Annotated in this window: 11 protein-coding genes; 5 read left to right on the forward strand and 6 right to left on the reverse strand. The window is 69.8% G+C overall.

What is annotated here, in order from left to right:
* The first annotated feature begins 129 nt into the window (after positions 1-129).
* Positions 130-702, forward strand: coding sequence for a TetR/AcrR family transcriptional regulator (locus tag ACFQRF_RS09960; protein ID WP_379870691.1), 573 nt, complete (start codon positions 130-132; stop codon positions 700-702).
* A gap of 96 nt (positions 703-798) precedes the next feature.
* Here ACFQRF_RS09960 and ACFQRF_RS09965 read toward each other — a convergent pair whose 3' ends face one another.
* Complete coding sequence (locus ACFQRF_RS09965) at positions 799-2,064, reverse strand: aspartate aminotransferase family protein (protein WP_379870693.1); 1,266 nt, start codon at positions 2,062-2,064, stop codon at positions 799-801.
* A gap of 249 nt (positions 2,065-2,313) precedes the next feature.
* On the opposite strand from ACFQRF_RS09965, the gene ACFQRF_RS09970 reads away from it, so the two are divergent.
* The gene (locus ACFQRF_RS09970) at positions 2,314-3,783 is read left to right on the forward strand and encodes an NAD-dependent succinate-semialdehyde dehydrogenase (RefSeq protein ID WP_379870695.1); all 1,470 of its coding nucleotides are present in this window, start codon (positions 2,314-2,316) and stop codon (positions 3,781-3,783) included.
* Positions 3,784-4,037: 254 nt separating this feature from the next.
* On the opposite strand, the gene ACFQRF_RS09975 is transcribed toward ACFQRF_RS09970, so the two are convergent.
* Together ACFQRF_RS09975 and ACFQRF_RS09980 are read right to left on the reverse strand one after the other, a co-directional pair.
* Entirely contained in the window at positions 4,038-4,526 is a 489-nt protein-coding gene (locus ACFQRF_RS09975; RefSeq protein WP_379870697.1) for an SMI1/KNR4 family protein, read from the reverse strand.
* On the reverse strand, positions 4,523-6,871 hold the full coding sequence (locus ACFQRF_RS09980; RefSeq protein WP_379870698.1) for a deaminase domain-containing protein: 2,349 nt from the start codon (positions 6,869-6,871) through the stop codon (positions 4,523-4,525). Before ACFQRF_RS09980 ends, ACFQRF_RS09975 begins: the two co-directional genes overlap by 4 nt.
* Positions 6,872-7,088: 217 nt before the next feature.
* On the opposite strand from ACFQRF_RS09980, the gene ACFQRF_RS09985 reads away from it, so the two are divergent.
* Positions 7,089-7,937: a MerR family transcriptional regulator gene (locus ACFQRF_RS09985; RefSeq protein WP_379870699.1), complete on the forward strand. Its 849-nt coding sequence runs from the start codon at positions 7,089-7,091 to the stop codon at positions 7,935-7,937.
* Positions 7,938-7,955: 18 nt separating this feature from the next.
* On the opposite strand, the gene ACFQRF_RS09990 is transcribed toward ACFQRF_RS09985, so the two are convergent.
* Entirely contained in the window at positions 7,956-8,075 is a 120-nt protein-coding gene (locus tag ACFQRF_RS09990; protein ID WP_379870701.1) for a DUF397 domain-containing protein, read from the reverse strand.
* 286 nt (positions 8,076-8,361) lie between these two features.
* The gene (locus ACFQRF_RS09995; RefSeq protein WP_379870702.1) at positions 8,362-9,288 is read right to left on the reverse strand and encodes a nitroreductase/quinone reductase family protein; all 927 of its coding nucleotides are present in this window, start codon (positions 9,286-9,288) and stop codon (positions 8,362-8,364) included.
* A gap of 529 nt (positions 9,289-9,817) precedes the next feature.
* Here ACFQRF_RS09995 and ACFQRF_RS10000 point away from each other — a divergent pair.
* Positions 9,818-10,732, forward strand: coding sequence for an SDR family oxidoreductase (locus ACFQRF_RS10000; protein WP_379870704.1), 915 nt, complete (start codon positions 9,818-9,820; stop codon positions 10,730-10,732).
* 19 nt (positions 10,733-10,751) lie between these two features.
* Here ACFQRF_RS10000 and ACFQRF_RS10005 read toward each other — a convergent pair whose 3' ends face one another.
* Complete coding sequence (locus ACFQRF_RS10005; RefSeq protein WP_379870705.1) at positions 10,752-11,426, reverse strand: FadR/GntR family transcriptional regulator; 675 nt, start codon at positions 11,424-11,426, stop codon at positions 10,752-10,754.
* Positions 11,427-11,448: 22 nt separating this feature from the next.
* Between ACFQRF_RS10005 and ACFQRF_RS10010 the strand changes: the two genes are divergently transcribed.
* Entirely contained in the window at positions 11,449-12,699 is a 1,251-nt protein-coding gene (locus ACFQRF_RS10010) for an MFS transporter (RefSeq protein ID WP_379870707.1), read from the forward strand.
* The last annotated feature ends 148 nt before the right edge of the window (positions 12,700-12,847 follow it).

The raw sequence follows: 12,847 nt of genomic DNA on the forward strand, positions 1-12,847 counted from the left end.
AGAAGGGGCGCGGAGAGTCGTGAACCCGGCGGTTCCGGCCGTCACGGGCCGCAACTGGGCTAGGGTGCCCAATTAGGGACCGTAACACGTAACCGGGCACACCTGTTCACTTCCATTCGAGATGACGGCATGACTGATCACCACGAAACGCGACGGACGCTGCGATCCGACGCGGAGCGCAACCGCGACCGCATCGTGAGCGCGGCCCGCGCCGCGTTCCGCGAGCTCGGAGCCGACGCCCCGATGAAGGCGATCGCGACGCGAGCGGGCGTGGGCACCGCCACGCTCTACCGGCGGTTCCCGACCCGCGGGGACCTGCTCGCCTACGTGTTCGCCGACCGGCTGACCGGCTGCGAGGACTCGGTACACGCCTGTCTGACCAACCCCGACCCGTGGCGGGGCCTCGTCGACCACATCACCCACCTGGTGCGCCTGCAGCTGGAGGACCGGGCGTTCACCGCGGTGTTCCTCTACGAGTTCCCCCCGGACACGCCCGTCCACCACTCCCGCCGCGAGGCACAGAGCCGGCTGGGGCAGTTGCTCGACGCGGCCAAGGCCGCCGGCGACCTACGCGAGGACGTTGACGAGAAGGACATCATGGTCCTGCTCAAAGCCAACGACGGGGTCCTGCGCTGGGCGACGGACCCCGAAGAGGAGAGCCGGCGGCTGGTCGAGCGGTTCCTCCGGGCGCTCCACACCTGATCGGTAGGACGCACCCGGCCCGGCATGCCGCGCGGCCGGCCGACCGCCGGGAGGCGGTCGGCCGGCCATCAGGACTCCGTCAGCGCCGCGGCGGCGTCAGGACGTCGCCTTGGCCACCGCCGAGCCCCAGATCTCCACGGCCGCGTCGATCTGCTCCGCCGTGACGATCAGCGGCGGGATCATCCGGACCACGTTCCCGTGCGGACCGCAGGTGAGCAGCAGCAGCCCCTGCTCGGCCGCGATCTGGTGGGCCCGGGTGGCCGCCTCGGTGGCCGGGGAGCCGTCCGGCGCGGTGAACTCGCTCGCGAGCATCAGGCCGAGCCCGCGCACGTCGCCGATCGCCGGGTGGGCGGCGGCAACCTCGGCGAGGCCGGCGCGCAGCCGCTCGCCCATGCGGGCCGCGTTCTCCACCAGCCCCTCTTCCTGGATCACCTCCAGGGTGGCGAGCGCCGCGGCGCACGAGACGGCGTTGCCGCCGTACGTGCCGCCCTGCGATCCCGGCCACGCCTTCTCCATCAGCGCGCTGGGCGCGGCGATCGCCGAGAGCGGGAAGCCGCTGGCCAGGCCCTTGGCGGTGATGACGATGTCCGGGGTGATGCCGGCGTGGTCGTGCCCCCAGAATCGTCCGGTGCGTCCGAAACCCGTCTGCACCTCGTCCAGAACCAGCAGGAAGCCGTGCCGGTCGGCGCGCTCGCGCAGCCCGGTGAGGAAGGCTGGCGGCGCCGGCACGTACCCGCCCTCGCCCAGCACCGGCTCGATGAAGACGGCGGCGGTGTCCCGCGGCGAGCTGACCGTGGCGAGCAGGTAGTCGAACTCGCGGAGCGCGAACTCCACCGCCTGGTCCTCGGTCATGCCGTACCGGTAGGCGTAGGGGAACGGGGCGATGGCCACGCCCGGCATGAGCGGGCCGATCCCGGCGCGGATCTTCACGCCCGAGGTGGTGAGCGACGCCGCCGCCATGGTGCGGCCGTGGAAGGAGCCCTGGAAGACAATGGCGTTCTGCCGCCCCGTGGCCTGCCGGGCCAGCCGGAGCGCCGCCTCCACGGCCTCGCTGCCGGAGTTGACGTAGAACAGGCGGTCGATCCCCTCGGGGAGCACCGTGCCCAGACGCTCGGTGAGCTGAAGCAGCGGCCGGTGCATCACGGTCGTGTACTGCCCGTGGATCAGGGTGCCGACCTGGCGCTGCGCGGCCTCGACCACCTTCGGATGGCAGTGGCCGGTACTGGTGACGCCGATACCGGCGGTGAAGTCCAGGTAGCGGCGATCGTCCTCGTCGTAGATGTAGACGCCTTCGCCGCGCGCGGCGAGGACCGGCGTCGCCTGCTTCAGTATCGGGGAGAGTGCGGCCGACGGCTCAGCCATTCCCTGACCTCATTTCGCTGGACGGCTTCCCAAGTTTCCGTAGGATTGTTGACAATCTACCGGGCCGCAGGGCCATGGGACCACCCCTTCGGGAGGGTGTCCAGGGTGGCCCTGCCGTGACGGATGCCCCGCGGTCGCCCGTTAACCTCCGGGGCGGCGGGGAAGGCGTGTAACCAGCGGGACGCGTTCGGGGGCAGCGGCCCCCGGAGCCCCCCGCGAGACTCGAACCCGGAAGGGGACGCAGAAACCATGACCGCGGCAGACCGCGAGGCACAGGTCATCGACCAGGTCTCCAAGCAGCTCTTCATCGGCGGCCGGTGGCGCGACGCCGCCTCCGGCGCCACGTTCAAGGTGGAGGACCCCTCCACCGGCGCGGTGCTGTGCGAGGTATCCGACGCCGGCACCGACGACGCCTTCGCCGCGCTGGACGCGGCCGCCGCCGCGCAGCCGAGCTGGGCCAAGCACCCGCCGCGCGAGCGCGGCGAGATCTTGCGCCGCGCCTATGACCTGCTCATTCAGCGGCAGGACGACCTCGCCCTGATCATGACCCTGGAGATGGGCAAGCCGCTCGCCGAGGCCAAGGGCGAGATCGGCTACGCGGCGGAGTTCTTCCGCTGGTTCGCCGAGGAGGCGGTACGGATCGAGGGCGGCTTCTCCATCTCGCCCAACGGCCAGGCCCGCTTCCTCATCATGCGCCAGCCAGTCGGGCCCAGCATGCTCATCACCCCGTGGAACTTCCCCATGGCCATGGGCACCCGCAAGATCGGCCCGGCCGTCGCCGCCGGTTGCACGATGGTGCTCAAACCGGCCCACCAGACGCCGCTGTCCGCGCTCGCCCTCGCCGACATCCTGCGCGAGGCCGGCCTGCCCGACGGTGTGCTCAGCGTCCTCCCCACCACCGACCCAGGTCCGGTCACCGAGCCGCTGCTGCGCGACGGCCGGATCCGCAAGATGTCCTTCACCGGCTCCACCGCCGTGGGACGCCTGCTGCTGGAACAGAGCGCCGGCCAGGTGCTGCGCACGTCCATGGAGCTCGGCGGCAACGCCCCGTTCGTGGTCTTCGACGACGCCGACCTGGACGCGGCGGTGGACGGCGCCATGCAGGCCAAGATGCGCAACATCGGCGAGGCGTGCACCGCCGCCAACCGGATGTACGTGCAGGCCGGCGTCGCCGAGGAGTTCGCCCGCCGGCTCAGCGAGCGCATGGGCGCGTTGCGTATCGGCCGCGGCACCGAGGACGGCGTCCAGGTGGGGCCGCTCATCGACGACAAGGCCCGCCGCAAGGTGCAGGGCCTGGTGGACGACGCCGTCGGCCGCGGCGCCAAGGTCCTGGTCGGCGGCGGGCCGGGCGACGGCGCCGGGTACTTCTACCGGCCGACGGTGCTCGCCGACGTCCCGCAGGAGAGCAGGCTGTCGCACACCGAGATCTTCGGGCCGGTCGCCCCGATCATCCCGTTCGATTCGGAGGAGGAGGCCATCGCCGAGGCCAACGACACCGAGTTCGGGCTGGTCAGCTACGTGTTCACCCAGGACCTCGGCCGGGCGTTCCGGGTCTCCGAGGCGCTGGAGACGGGCATGGTGGGGCTGAACCAGGGCATCGTCTCGAACCCGGCGGCACCGTTCGGCGGCGTGAAGCAGTCGGGGCTGGGCCGCGAGGGCGGCCGGGTCGGCATTGACGAGTTCCTGGAGACGAAGTATGTGGGGATCGGGGGCGTGTGAGCCTTCCGGTCCGTGGGCGCCTGGCCGTCCGTGGGCGGCCGGGCGCCAGTGGCCGGTGCGGCGGGCGCGCGGCGTTCTGGACCATCGCCGCCATCACGGTGCGCGCCGCCCTGGTCACTTGATCGGTGTGCCCCGCATCGAGCGCGCCGACGGCGGTGAAGTGCTCGGTGGGTGGCGGGCAGCAGCCGGACGCGGATCGGTGAGTTGCTGCGGATCAAAGGCTCAAGCCGAGATCCAGCCGGTCGAGTTCTTCCTTATGGCTTTGTGTTCTTGAACATGTTCGCAAATTCAATCGCGCCAATGTGGTCTCGTATTGAAATGTCAGTCTGCTCTTTAAGGAATTCGGTGAACGTGTCCGCTTCCTTTAGTTCTTCGACCTCGTCGAAGCAGTAAACGCCACTCTCGCCCTTTTTGAAATAATAGACCGCGTCAAATTTGTATAGCCCTATGAATAGCTTGTCTGAGAGATCGAAATTATTGTCACTGTCGATCATCTCTTCTGCGGTGTCGACGGCGAACAGGGCGGGTCTGATGCTGAGTGCGACGTTGAAGTATCTTATGGGGATTTTTCCGGCCTTCTTCATGAAGTAAATATAGTCGGAGGGTAGGGTGACGCTTGGCTGGAGCTGCTGCAGTTGTGCAACTTCGTCATCGGAGCAAGGCTCGATCAACTCTCGCTTGGCAAGCCCGGCCTCAATGATTCTGTCGATTATCTGGTCGATCTCGGGAAATTCTTCATTCATTGAGTGGTGTCCATGTCTTGGTTGTACTTGAGCCAAGTCTTCATGTCGTGCTGTTGGGTTGTCCTGGGAAGTTGGTTGATGACCCACAGCTTGTCTTGAGGGTTATCTTCAGCATCGTAGCGCGACGTGTACGGGTCCACGTATCCTCTGCGGGTGTCCAAAGCGACCACGTTGTTCTGTCCCCATGTCACCTTAATGTCAACTTGAGGAAATTGGGCTCGGAACTGAGTGATGACGCGCCGACATGAACTGCATGGTGGTCGCTCTGTGTAGAGTTCGATAGAACCTCGCGGGTTATCCGGAAGTCGTGTGGCTAGATCTTCTAGTAGCTTAGCTTCCGAATCAAACTGGCTTCTTGGGTTTGCGGAGAATATCCTGTCATCTGGTGTCTGAACAAGCCCATCGTTCTTGATGGCTCTTCCACTTGCCGCCGCAGTGGTCTGCGGCTCCATACCCTCAATCTCGAACCGCATGATGGCCGCGTTGCTCTTCGGCTTGATTCTGTTCGCCCCTCTCAGTTCTGGCGCGTCCAGGGCTTCGCGCAGAGCCTCAACCCCTAGGGAATTCGCGGGAGGCGCGGCGCCGTCGCGGATTTCAAGCGCGAGCTCCCGTACCTCGTCCTCGGAGAAGGTGACGTCCTGGTCCGCGTCCCTTTCTTGCTGTCCGGCCCCGTCTCGGTGGTGCTCCTCCGGAGAACGGCCAAGAGCGCCCGCATCGACGTCTCCCTCCGAAGAGACGTCTCGCGTCTGCACGCCCTGGGCATCCAGACGATCGCCATCGTAGTTCGGGACGCGATCTCCGACGGGCGGCTGGCCCACGCTATCCCCGTCGCCGTTCCCGGCGCCGGGACGGTCCGCCGGTGGCGTGCCGTCGCCGCCGCTGGGCAGTGGCCCGCCGTTGCCATCGAGTTGGTCGGGGCGGCTGTCCCCCTCGGTCCCTCGGTGCTGCGTGACGCCATCCGTCCCCTGTTGCGGGAGGCGACCGGATGTATCCGTTCCCATACCCGGTTGGCCATCAGTCACCGGTGCACTGTCCCGGTCACCGCCGGTGGTTCGCGGGCTGCTTGCGTCAGGGGAAGCGGAGGCGTGGATGTCGGTGGGCTGTCGCCCACCCATCACAACCGGTTGCCGGTCGCGGAGGTTCGCCGCGTCGTCCAGCGTTCGGTCCAGCCCTGCCAGTTGCTCGTTGTCGAGCTTCAGTTCGGCCAGCGCAATTTGGAGATCGCGGGTGGTCGGGAGTCCGGCCGGGTCCTCGGTAGCGTGTGACGGCCTGGACGCCATGGATGGCGTCTCGGAGCCGTCGGCGTCGAGCCCGCTGTCGTGGTGGCCGTGACTCGCGCCCCGCATGCCGTGCCACACACTCCTGGCCGCGCCGAATCCGCCCGCGAATGTCAGGCCGATGTTGATGGTCGCCTGGGTGACCACGTATCCGGGGCGGTCGTCCCACTCCCGCCACGGCACGTACGCGTGTGCGACCCCTTCCCAAGCCGTCGAGAAGTTCTCCCACCAATGGCCTGAAAGCGGGCTTTCCAGGCCACGGCTCTGGGAGTAGAGGCCGGTCAACGAGAAGGCGCCCCGGAGGGTCTCGGGCCAGTAGGCGGCGAGGTTCTCTCGCGTATGACCGGCTATGAACCACCCGCTCTCGCCGTAGACGCCCAGCGCGCCGCCGACGTCCTCGGCCGTGCCCAGAGCCCAGTCCTTGACGCCGTCCCAGGCGTCCATGAACCAGGGCAGGTCCTGCTCCTGGTAGGTCCCCCACGGCGTCTCGCCGTAGTACGCGTACGCCGACAACCCGTCGTAGCCGTACTCTTCCTGACCGTCCTTGAGCGCGGTGTTCCCGCCGGGGTCGGCGCCCACGAACGTGGTGCCGCCGAAGAGGCCCGTGATCGCGTTCGCGCAGGTGCGCTCCGCTTCCATGTACCTGTTCTGGGCGGACAACACCCAGAAGTTCAGCCTGTTGTTGCGATCAACGAAGTCCTCGTTCGCACGCCAATCCGGATCGCCGTCGACATCCGCCACCAGCTCCCGGGCCTGGATGCGGTAGCCCTTCAGCTCCTGGATGATCGGCCGGATCTCCTCGGCGAAGTCCATGAGCGCGTTGCCCACGGTCGCCGTGGCCTCGGCGAAGTCGTCGCCGGCGGTGGCCACCGGACTCACGGCCGCAAGTAGCGTCTCGGACTCGGGGGCGACATAGGCCCCCGACAGCCCCTGCCAGGTGTCGTTGATGTCGTGACCGGACTGGGCGACCGCCTCTCCGTCGGCCTTGAGACTGCGGCCCGCCTCCTCGATCGCGTCCGGGTCAACCTCCGGAACGGGGATGGCATCCGGATCGATCAGCTTGTCCAACGTGTCACCGCCAGGCACCCGCTTATCGAGATGTCGTCATGCAGGGCGGTGCTCCACGTGGAGCACCGCCCTGTGATTCGAGTATTCCACCGGGATCGAGTCGCGCCGCATCCGAACCGGACAGCGGGCGCAGGGTGACCGAAAGCGGTCATGCGGTGACGCTGGACGCGGGCGCCGCGCTTGACCTTGTGGTTACTGGAAGGGCGAACCTGGTGCCATGCTCTCCATCAGCGACTTCAGCGAAATGTGCCTCCTGTCGCCGCAGACCCTGCGCTTCTACCACTCCGAGGGGCTGCTCGTCCCGGCCGAGGTCGATGAGCAGACCGGATACCGCTCCTACACCTTCGACCAGGTCGAGCAGGCCGCGCTGATCACCGCGCTGCGCGGCGCGGGAATGAGCGTCAAGCTCGTCCGGCGCGCTCTCGATGAACCGGATACGGCCTCCGCCCTGTTGCACCAGCATGTCAGCGAGGTACAGCGGCAGCGGCAGGCCCAGGACGAGGCGATCAGCGACGCGTGCGAACTCCTCAGAGCGAGGCCGGAGCCGCGCCTGCGCCACGCACCGGAGATGACCGTGGTGTCCAGGCTCGTGCCCGGCTCGTTGGTCGGGCAGGAGCCCTACGACTGGGACGCGGCCGATGCCGTCCTCACGGCCGCCGTCCGGGAGTTGGTCGCGGCCGTGCGGTCGAGCGGAGCCACCGTGTCGGGGACTCCGTGGTGGGCCTGGGCCATGGAGACCCCGGAGCAGAAGAGAAAGGGGCTCACCGCGGGAGGGCCGGACTTGCTGGTCAACGTTCCGGTCGCGGACGCCGCAGCGCTGCCGGGCGACCTCGAAGTGCGGACCTTCGAGGCCCGGGACGAGCTGTCGATCTTCATCCCGGGCAGGACGTCGATGGCCAAGTTCGCGACCGCGATCTCGCGCCTGGCGGAGCATCCCCTCGGCGGGGCCTTCATCGACGTCGGCCGGATGCGCCACGTGCTGCATGACGACGGGGTGGAGACCGCCATGGCGGTCCGCAGACTGGATGAGGCCGACGAGAGCGACGGGACCGACGAGGTGGAGTGACCCGCGGCCTGGCGTCTGTTACAGGTGGCGGTGCTTGACGGCGGTGAGGAAGGCGGACCACTCGGTGGGGGAGGGGGCGTACTCGACGCAGTCGGATTCGCGACCGCTGTAGGAGGACAGCGCGTCGAGCGTGCTCAAAGTTTTCCGCTCCCCTTGCAGGTCCAGCAGATGACGTAGCGTCGATCGGAGTGCTCCTCGCTCTCCAGAAGCATTGCCGACCTCGCGCAGTCGGCCGGCATGTCGATGAACGTCGGCATGCTCCGCGCACTCACCCGTCTGCCTCCCCGACCTTGTACCTCCGCCCTTGATCTTGGCCCAGGAGACGCGGACACGTGGTGGATTTCCCATGGCCGCGGTCGGCCCGGCGTCACGGCCTCAGGGTGGTGACGGCCGCGAACGCCCGTCACCACCCCACCGCCATGACTCAGGACGCGGTCGCCTCCCGCGCCACCGGCGGGAACGGGATTTCCGCCAGGACCGGGAACAGCGCCTCCTCCTCGTAGTCCAAGTGGGCGGTCAGTTCCTCCGTCATCCGGTCGAGTTCCACGCGGAACCGGTCCGGGTCGGCCGTTCCGATGTCGGCAAGCAGGGCGAGAAGTTCTCCCCTGATCCGCTCGACGGTCCGGTGCTCCTCGCGGAGCCGGGCGACGGTCTCGCGCAGGTGGGGGTGCTGTTCGGCGAGGGCGGGGAACATTCCGGCGTCCTCGCTGGTGTGGTGGTACTCCAGGGACTCGCAGAACGCCAGGCAGTGCTGCCGGATCTGCAGGCCGAGGCCGGGCGGCGGTGCGTCCCCGCTCGGGTGGGCCGCCCGGGCGGTGAAGTGCGCCTCTGCCTCCGCACGGACGTGGTCGAGTTGTGAACGCAGCCAGCGGTGGATCTCCACGAGCTTCTCGGCGAGGTTCGCGGCCGGGGGCAGGTCCGCCTCCGCCTCGGGCTGGGAGCGTTCCAGGACGACCACCGGGATCACCCGGGCGGTCTTGGCCTGGTAGTCGGCGTAGCCGGGGGCCGCGCGCACGACGTGCTCGAACAGGGCGTCACGGCGCGCGCCCTCGGCGGGGACCGCCACGGCGCCGAACGTCTCGGTGCCGATCTCCACCCGCACCATCGGGTGCGCGAGCACGTTGTGGTACCAGGCGGGGTGGCGGTCGGCGCCGCCGGCGGAGCCGACGATCAGCAGGTGGTCGCCGTAGCGGACGTAGCCGAGCGGGACGGTGTGCTCGGTTCCGGATTTCGCGCCGGTGGTGGTGAGCAGCAGCAGGTCGCCGCCCTCGAACGGGCCACCGACCTTTCCGCCGTTGCGGCGGAACTCGTCGATGATCGACTGGTTGAAGGACGCGAAGGACGTGGGCATACGGTGTGAAACTCCTGGGAGAAGGCGAGGGACCGCGGCGGGCCGCGGTGATGGTGGTCAGGTGGTGCGCGCACGGCGCAACGGCGCGCGTGGACCCTCGCCCGGAGGGCGGACGCCGATCGGAGCCGCCACGGCATCCGGCCGCCGGGAATGGCAGCCGTCGATGGCCTGGCGGGATGACGTCACACGGGGGTACTCGACCGCCCGGAGGAAACGGATAGGGAACGACGCGCGGACAGGCGCTTACGTCAGGCGCGGAGTGCGGAGCGCGAGCTCATCATGGCGTCGTCCCTTCGTACATGGTGCCCGCTCGGCCACCGGCCTGCCCACTGCTCTCGGCCGGCGCCGCGCTGCACGCCGACCGTTATAACCGCCGTGCCGACGACGTGTCAACGCCGGCCGGGCGTGCGGATCTCGCCGGTTCCCGGCCGGTGACTGACAGAAGGTGTCAGGCGGTGGCTGTCAGCATCGGCCGTGCGATGTCCGGAAGGGCATCGTGATCAGCAGGAACACGGACACGAGGAGTCGGATGTCAGCACCGCTCAAGGACAAGGTCGCTCTGGTCGCGGGCGCGACGCGGGGAGCGGGACGGGGGATCGCCGTCGAACTCGGCGCGGCGGGGGCGACCGTCTACGTGACCGGCCGCAGCACCCGCGAACGGCGCTCGGAGTACGACCGCCCCGAAACGATCGAGGACACCGCCGACCTCGTCACCGCCGCGGGCGGGCACGGCGTCGCGGTGCCCACCGACCACCTGGACCCGGAGCAGGTGCGAGCGCTCGTGGATCGCATCGACGCCGAGCAGGGGCGGCTGGACGTGCTGGTCAACGACATCTGGGGCGGCGAGCTGCTGTTCGACTGGGACGCACCCGTGTGGGAGCACGACCTCGACAGCGGGCTGCGGCTGCTCCGGCTCGCGGTGGACACCCACGCGATCACCAGCCACCACGCGCTCCCGCTGCTGCTGCGCCGCCCCGGCGGGCTGGTCGTGGAAATGACCGACGGAACCGCCGAATACAACGCGCGGAACTACCGGGTGTCGTTCTTCTACGACCTCGCCAAGGCGTCCGTGCTGCGCATGGCCTTCGCCCTCGGCCACGAACTGGGTTCGCGCGGCGCCACGGCCGTGGCGCTCACGCCGGGGTGGATGCGCTCGGAGCTCATGCTGGACCACTTCGGGGTCACCGAGGAGACCTGGCGGGACGCCCTCCAGCGGGAGCCGCACTTCGCCATATCCGAGACCCCGCGCTTCGTCGGCCGCGCGGTGGCCGCGCTCGCCGCCGACCCGGAGGTCGCCCGCTGGAACGGGTCGTCGCTGTCCAGCGGTGGGCTGGCACAGGTGTACGGCTTCACCGACCTCGACGGCTCGCAGCCCGACAGCTGGCGGTACGTGGTGGAGGTGCAGGACGCCGGGAAGCCCGCCGACGTGACCGGGTACCGGTGACCAGAGCCGGGCCGGCCGGTCACCGGCCGGCCCGGCACCCCGACGTGTGGGACGCCGCCTCGGCGGCGGCCGCACCCGCGTCCCCGGCGCGGATCGCGTCGAGGAGCCGCGCGTGGTCCAGGTACTCGTCCGGCCGGAGTCCGGCGCCGAAGTGGTCGCGCAGCGAGTCCCGGACCACCTCGCCCAGGTCCGCGTACAGCTCCGCCAGCACCTCGTTGTGGGAGGCGGCGACCACCGCCAGGTGGAAGGCGGCGTCGGCGGTCACGAAGGCGTCCCGGTCGCCGGACTCCCAGGCCCGTTCGCGCCGGTCCAGCAGGTCCGTCAGCCGCCGCAGGTCCTCGGCCATGCGCCGCTCAGCGGCCAGCCCCGCGGCCGTCGCCTCCAGGGAGCCGCGCAGCTCGATGACGTCGCGCCGCTCGGCGGCGGCGAAGCGGCGCCGCATCACCCCGGCCAGTTCACTGGTCGCCACCACGTAGGTGCCCGATCCCTGGCGGATGTCCAGCAGCCCGTTGTGGGAGAGCGCCCGCACGGCCTCCCGGACGGTGTTGCGGGCCACCCGGAGCTGCTCCGCGAGTTCCGGCTCGGTGGGGATACGGGAGCCCACCGGCCACGCGCCGGAGGTGATCTGCTGACGCAGCCGCACGATGACCTGGTCGGACAGTCCGGTGCGGCGGGGGACCGCGGGAAGATTCATTCTATGATTCTATGCTTTTTCGGTGTCTTCCTTCGATGACGGATTACGCCGCGTACGACCGTCCCGCCGCCTCGACCGGTCCACGGGCGGGTACCTGCTCGCCGCGACCGCCCTCGTGCTGGCCGCCGTCAACCTGCGCCCGGCGGTCACCAGCCTCGGACCGGTGCTCGAAGAGGTGCGCGCCGGCATCGGCATGAACGCCACCTCCGCCGGGCTGCTCGCCGCCCTGCCGGCGTTGTGCTTCGCGCTCGTCGGCCCCGCCGCACCCCGGCTGGCCCGTTGGCGTGGGGCCGCCGCCGTCGTCGCCCTCGGCATGGCGGCGATCGCGGCCGGGCTGGCCCTGCGCCCGCTCACCGGCAACACCGCGCTGTTCGTCACGGTCAGCGTGCTCGCGCTCGCCGGGATCGCGGTCACCAACGTCCTGCTGCCGGTCGTCGTCAAACAGCGGTTCCCCGATCGGGTCGGCGCTATGACCGGCCTGTACACCACGTGCCTCAACCTCGGCGCCACGACCGCCGCGGCCGGTACCGTCCCGCTGACCGGCGCGCTCGGCGGCGACTGGCGAATGGGGCTGGCGGCCTGGGCGCTGCTCGCCGCCGTCGCCGTGCCCGCCTGGGCCGCCCTCGCCCGGCAGCGCCCGGCCGCCGCCCGGACGGCGGGTGCGGCCGTCCCGCCGACGAGCCCGCCGGACCGCGCGCCCGGCCGCCGCCTCGTCCGCGAACCGGTGGCCTGGGCGCTCGCCGCGTACTTCGGTCTGCAGGCCACCGCCGCCTACATCGTGATCGGGTGGCTCCCGCAGATGTTCCGCGACGCGGGGCTCGGCGCGGAGACGGCCGGCCTGCTGTTCGCGCTGACCTCACTGCTCGGCGTCCCGCTCGCGTACGTGCTGGGCGCCGTCGCCGGGCGGCTGCCGAACCAGAGCGGGATCGCCGTGGCGCTCGGGCTGTTCGGACTCGCCGGCTACGCCGGCCTGTGGGCGGCGCCGACGGCCGCGCCCTGGCTGTGGGCGGTGCTGCTCGGGGTGGCCAACTGCTCGTTCCCGCTGGCCTTGACGATGATCGGGATGCGCGGCAGGGACGGCGAGACGGTGACCCGGCTTTCGGCCTTCGCGCAGAGCACCGGCTACCTGCTGTCGATTCCGGGGCCGATCATCGTCGGCGTTCTCTACGAGCACAGCGGCGACTGGCAGGCACCGCTCGGGCTCATGGCGTTGCTCATGCTGCTGCAGCTCGCGGCGGGTTTCCTCGCCGGCCGCGACCGCCAGGTCGGGTGATCGCAGCTTGCGCCGGTGAAGGACGGGCGAGGCCCCGTACCCGCTGCGGAAGAAGAGGAGACGAAGGCGTCGCGGGTGCCGGTCTCGCCCTCGCCCCGGTAGGGGGCCGACGCGCGCTGTACGGCACGGCCGGTCAGGTAGGTCACCG

It is taken from the genome of Marinactinospora rubrisoli, assembly GCF_042664915.1.
GTDB lineage: Bacteria > Actinomycetota > Actinomycetes > Streptosporangiales > Streptosporangiaceae > Marinitenerispora > Marinitenerispora rubrisoli.

Bases quoted from the DNA above. Each gene is read 5' to 3' on its own strand.
- ACFQRF_RS09960 (WP_379870691.1), top strand. From the start codon at position 130: ATGACTGATCACCACGAAACGCGACGGACGCTGCGATCCGACGCGGAG.
- ACFQRF_RS09985 (WP_379870699.1), top strand. From the start codon at position 7,089: ATGCTCTCCATCAGCGACTTCAGCGAAATGTGCCTCCTGTCGCCGCAG.
- ACFQRF_RS09965 (WP_379870693.1), bottom strand. From the start codon at position 2,064: ATGGCTGAGCCGTCGGCCGCACTCTCCCCGATACTGAAGCAGGCGACG.
- ACFQRF_RS09995 (WP_379870702.1), bottom strand. From the start codon at position 9,288: ATGCCCACGTCCTTCGCGTCCTTCAACCAGTCGATCATCGACGAGTTC.
- ACFQRF_RS09975 (WP_379870697.1), bottom strand. From the start codon at position 4,526: ATGAATGAAGAATTTCCCGAGATCGACCAGATAATCGACAGAATCATT.
- ACFQRF_RS10000 (WP_379870704.1), top strand. From the start codon at position 9,818: ATGTCAGCACCGCTCAAGGACAAGGTCGCTCTGGTCGCGGGCGCGACG.
- ACFQRF_RS10005 (WP_379870705.1), bottom strand. From the start codon at position 11,426: ATGAATCTTCCCGCGGTCCCCCGCCGCACCGGACTGTCCGACCAGGTC.
- ACFQRF_RS09970 (WP_379870695.1), top strand. From the start codon at position 2,314: ATGACCGCGGCAGACCGCGAGGCACAGGTCATCGACCAGGTCTCCAAG.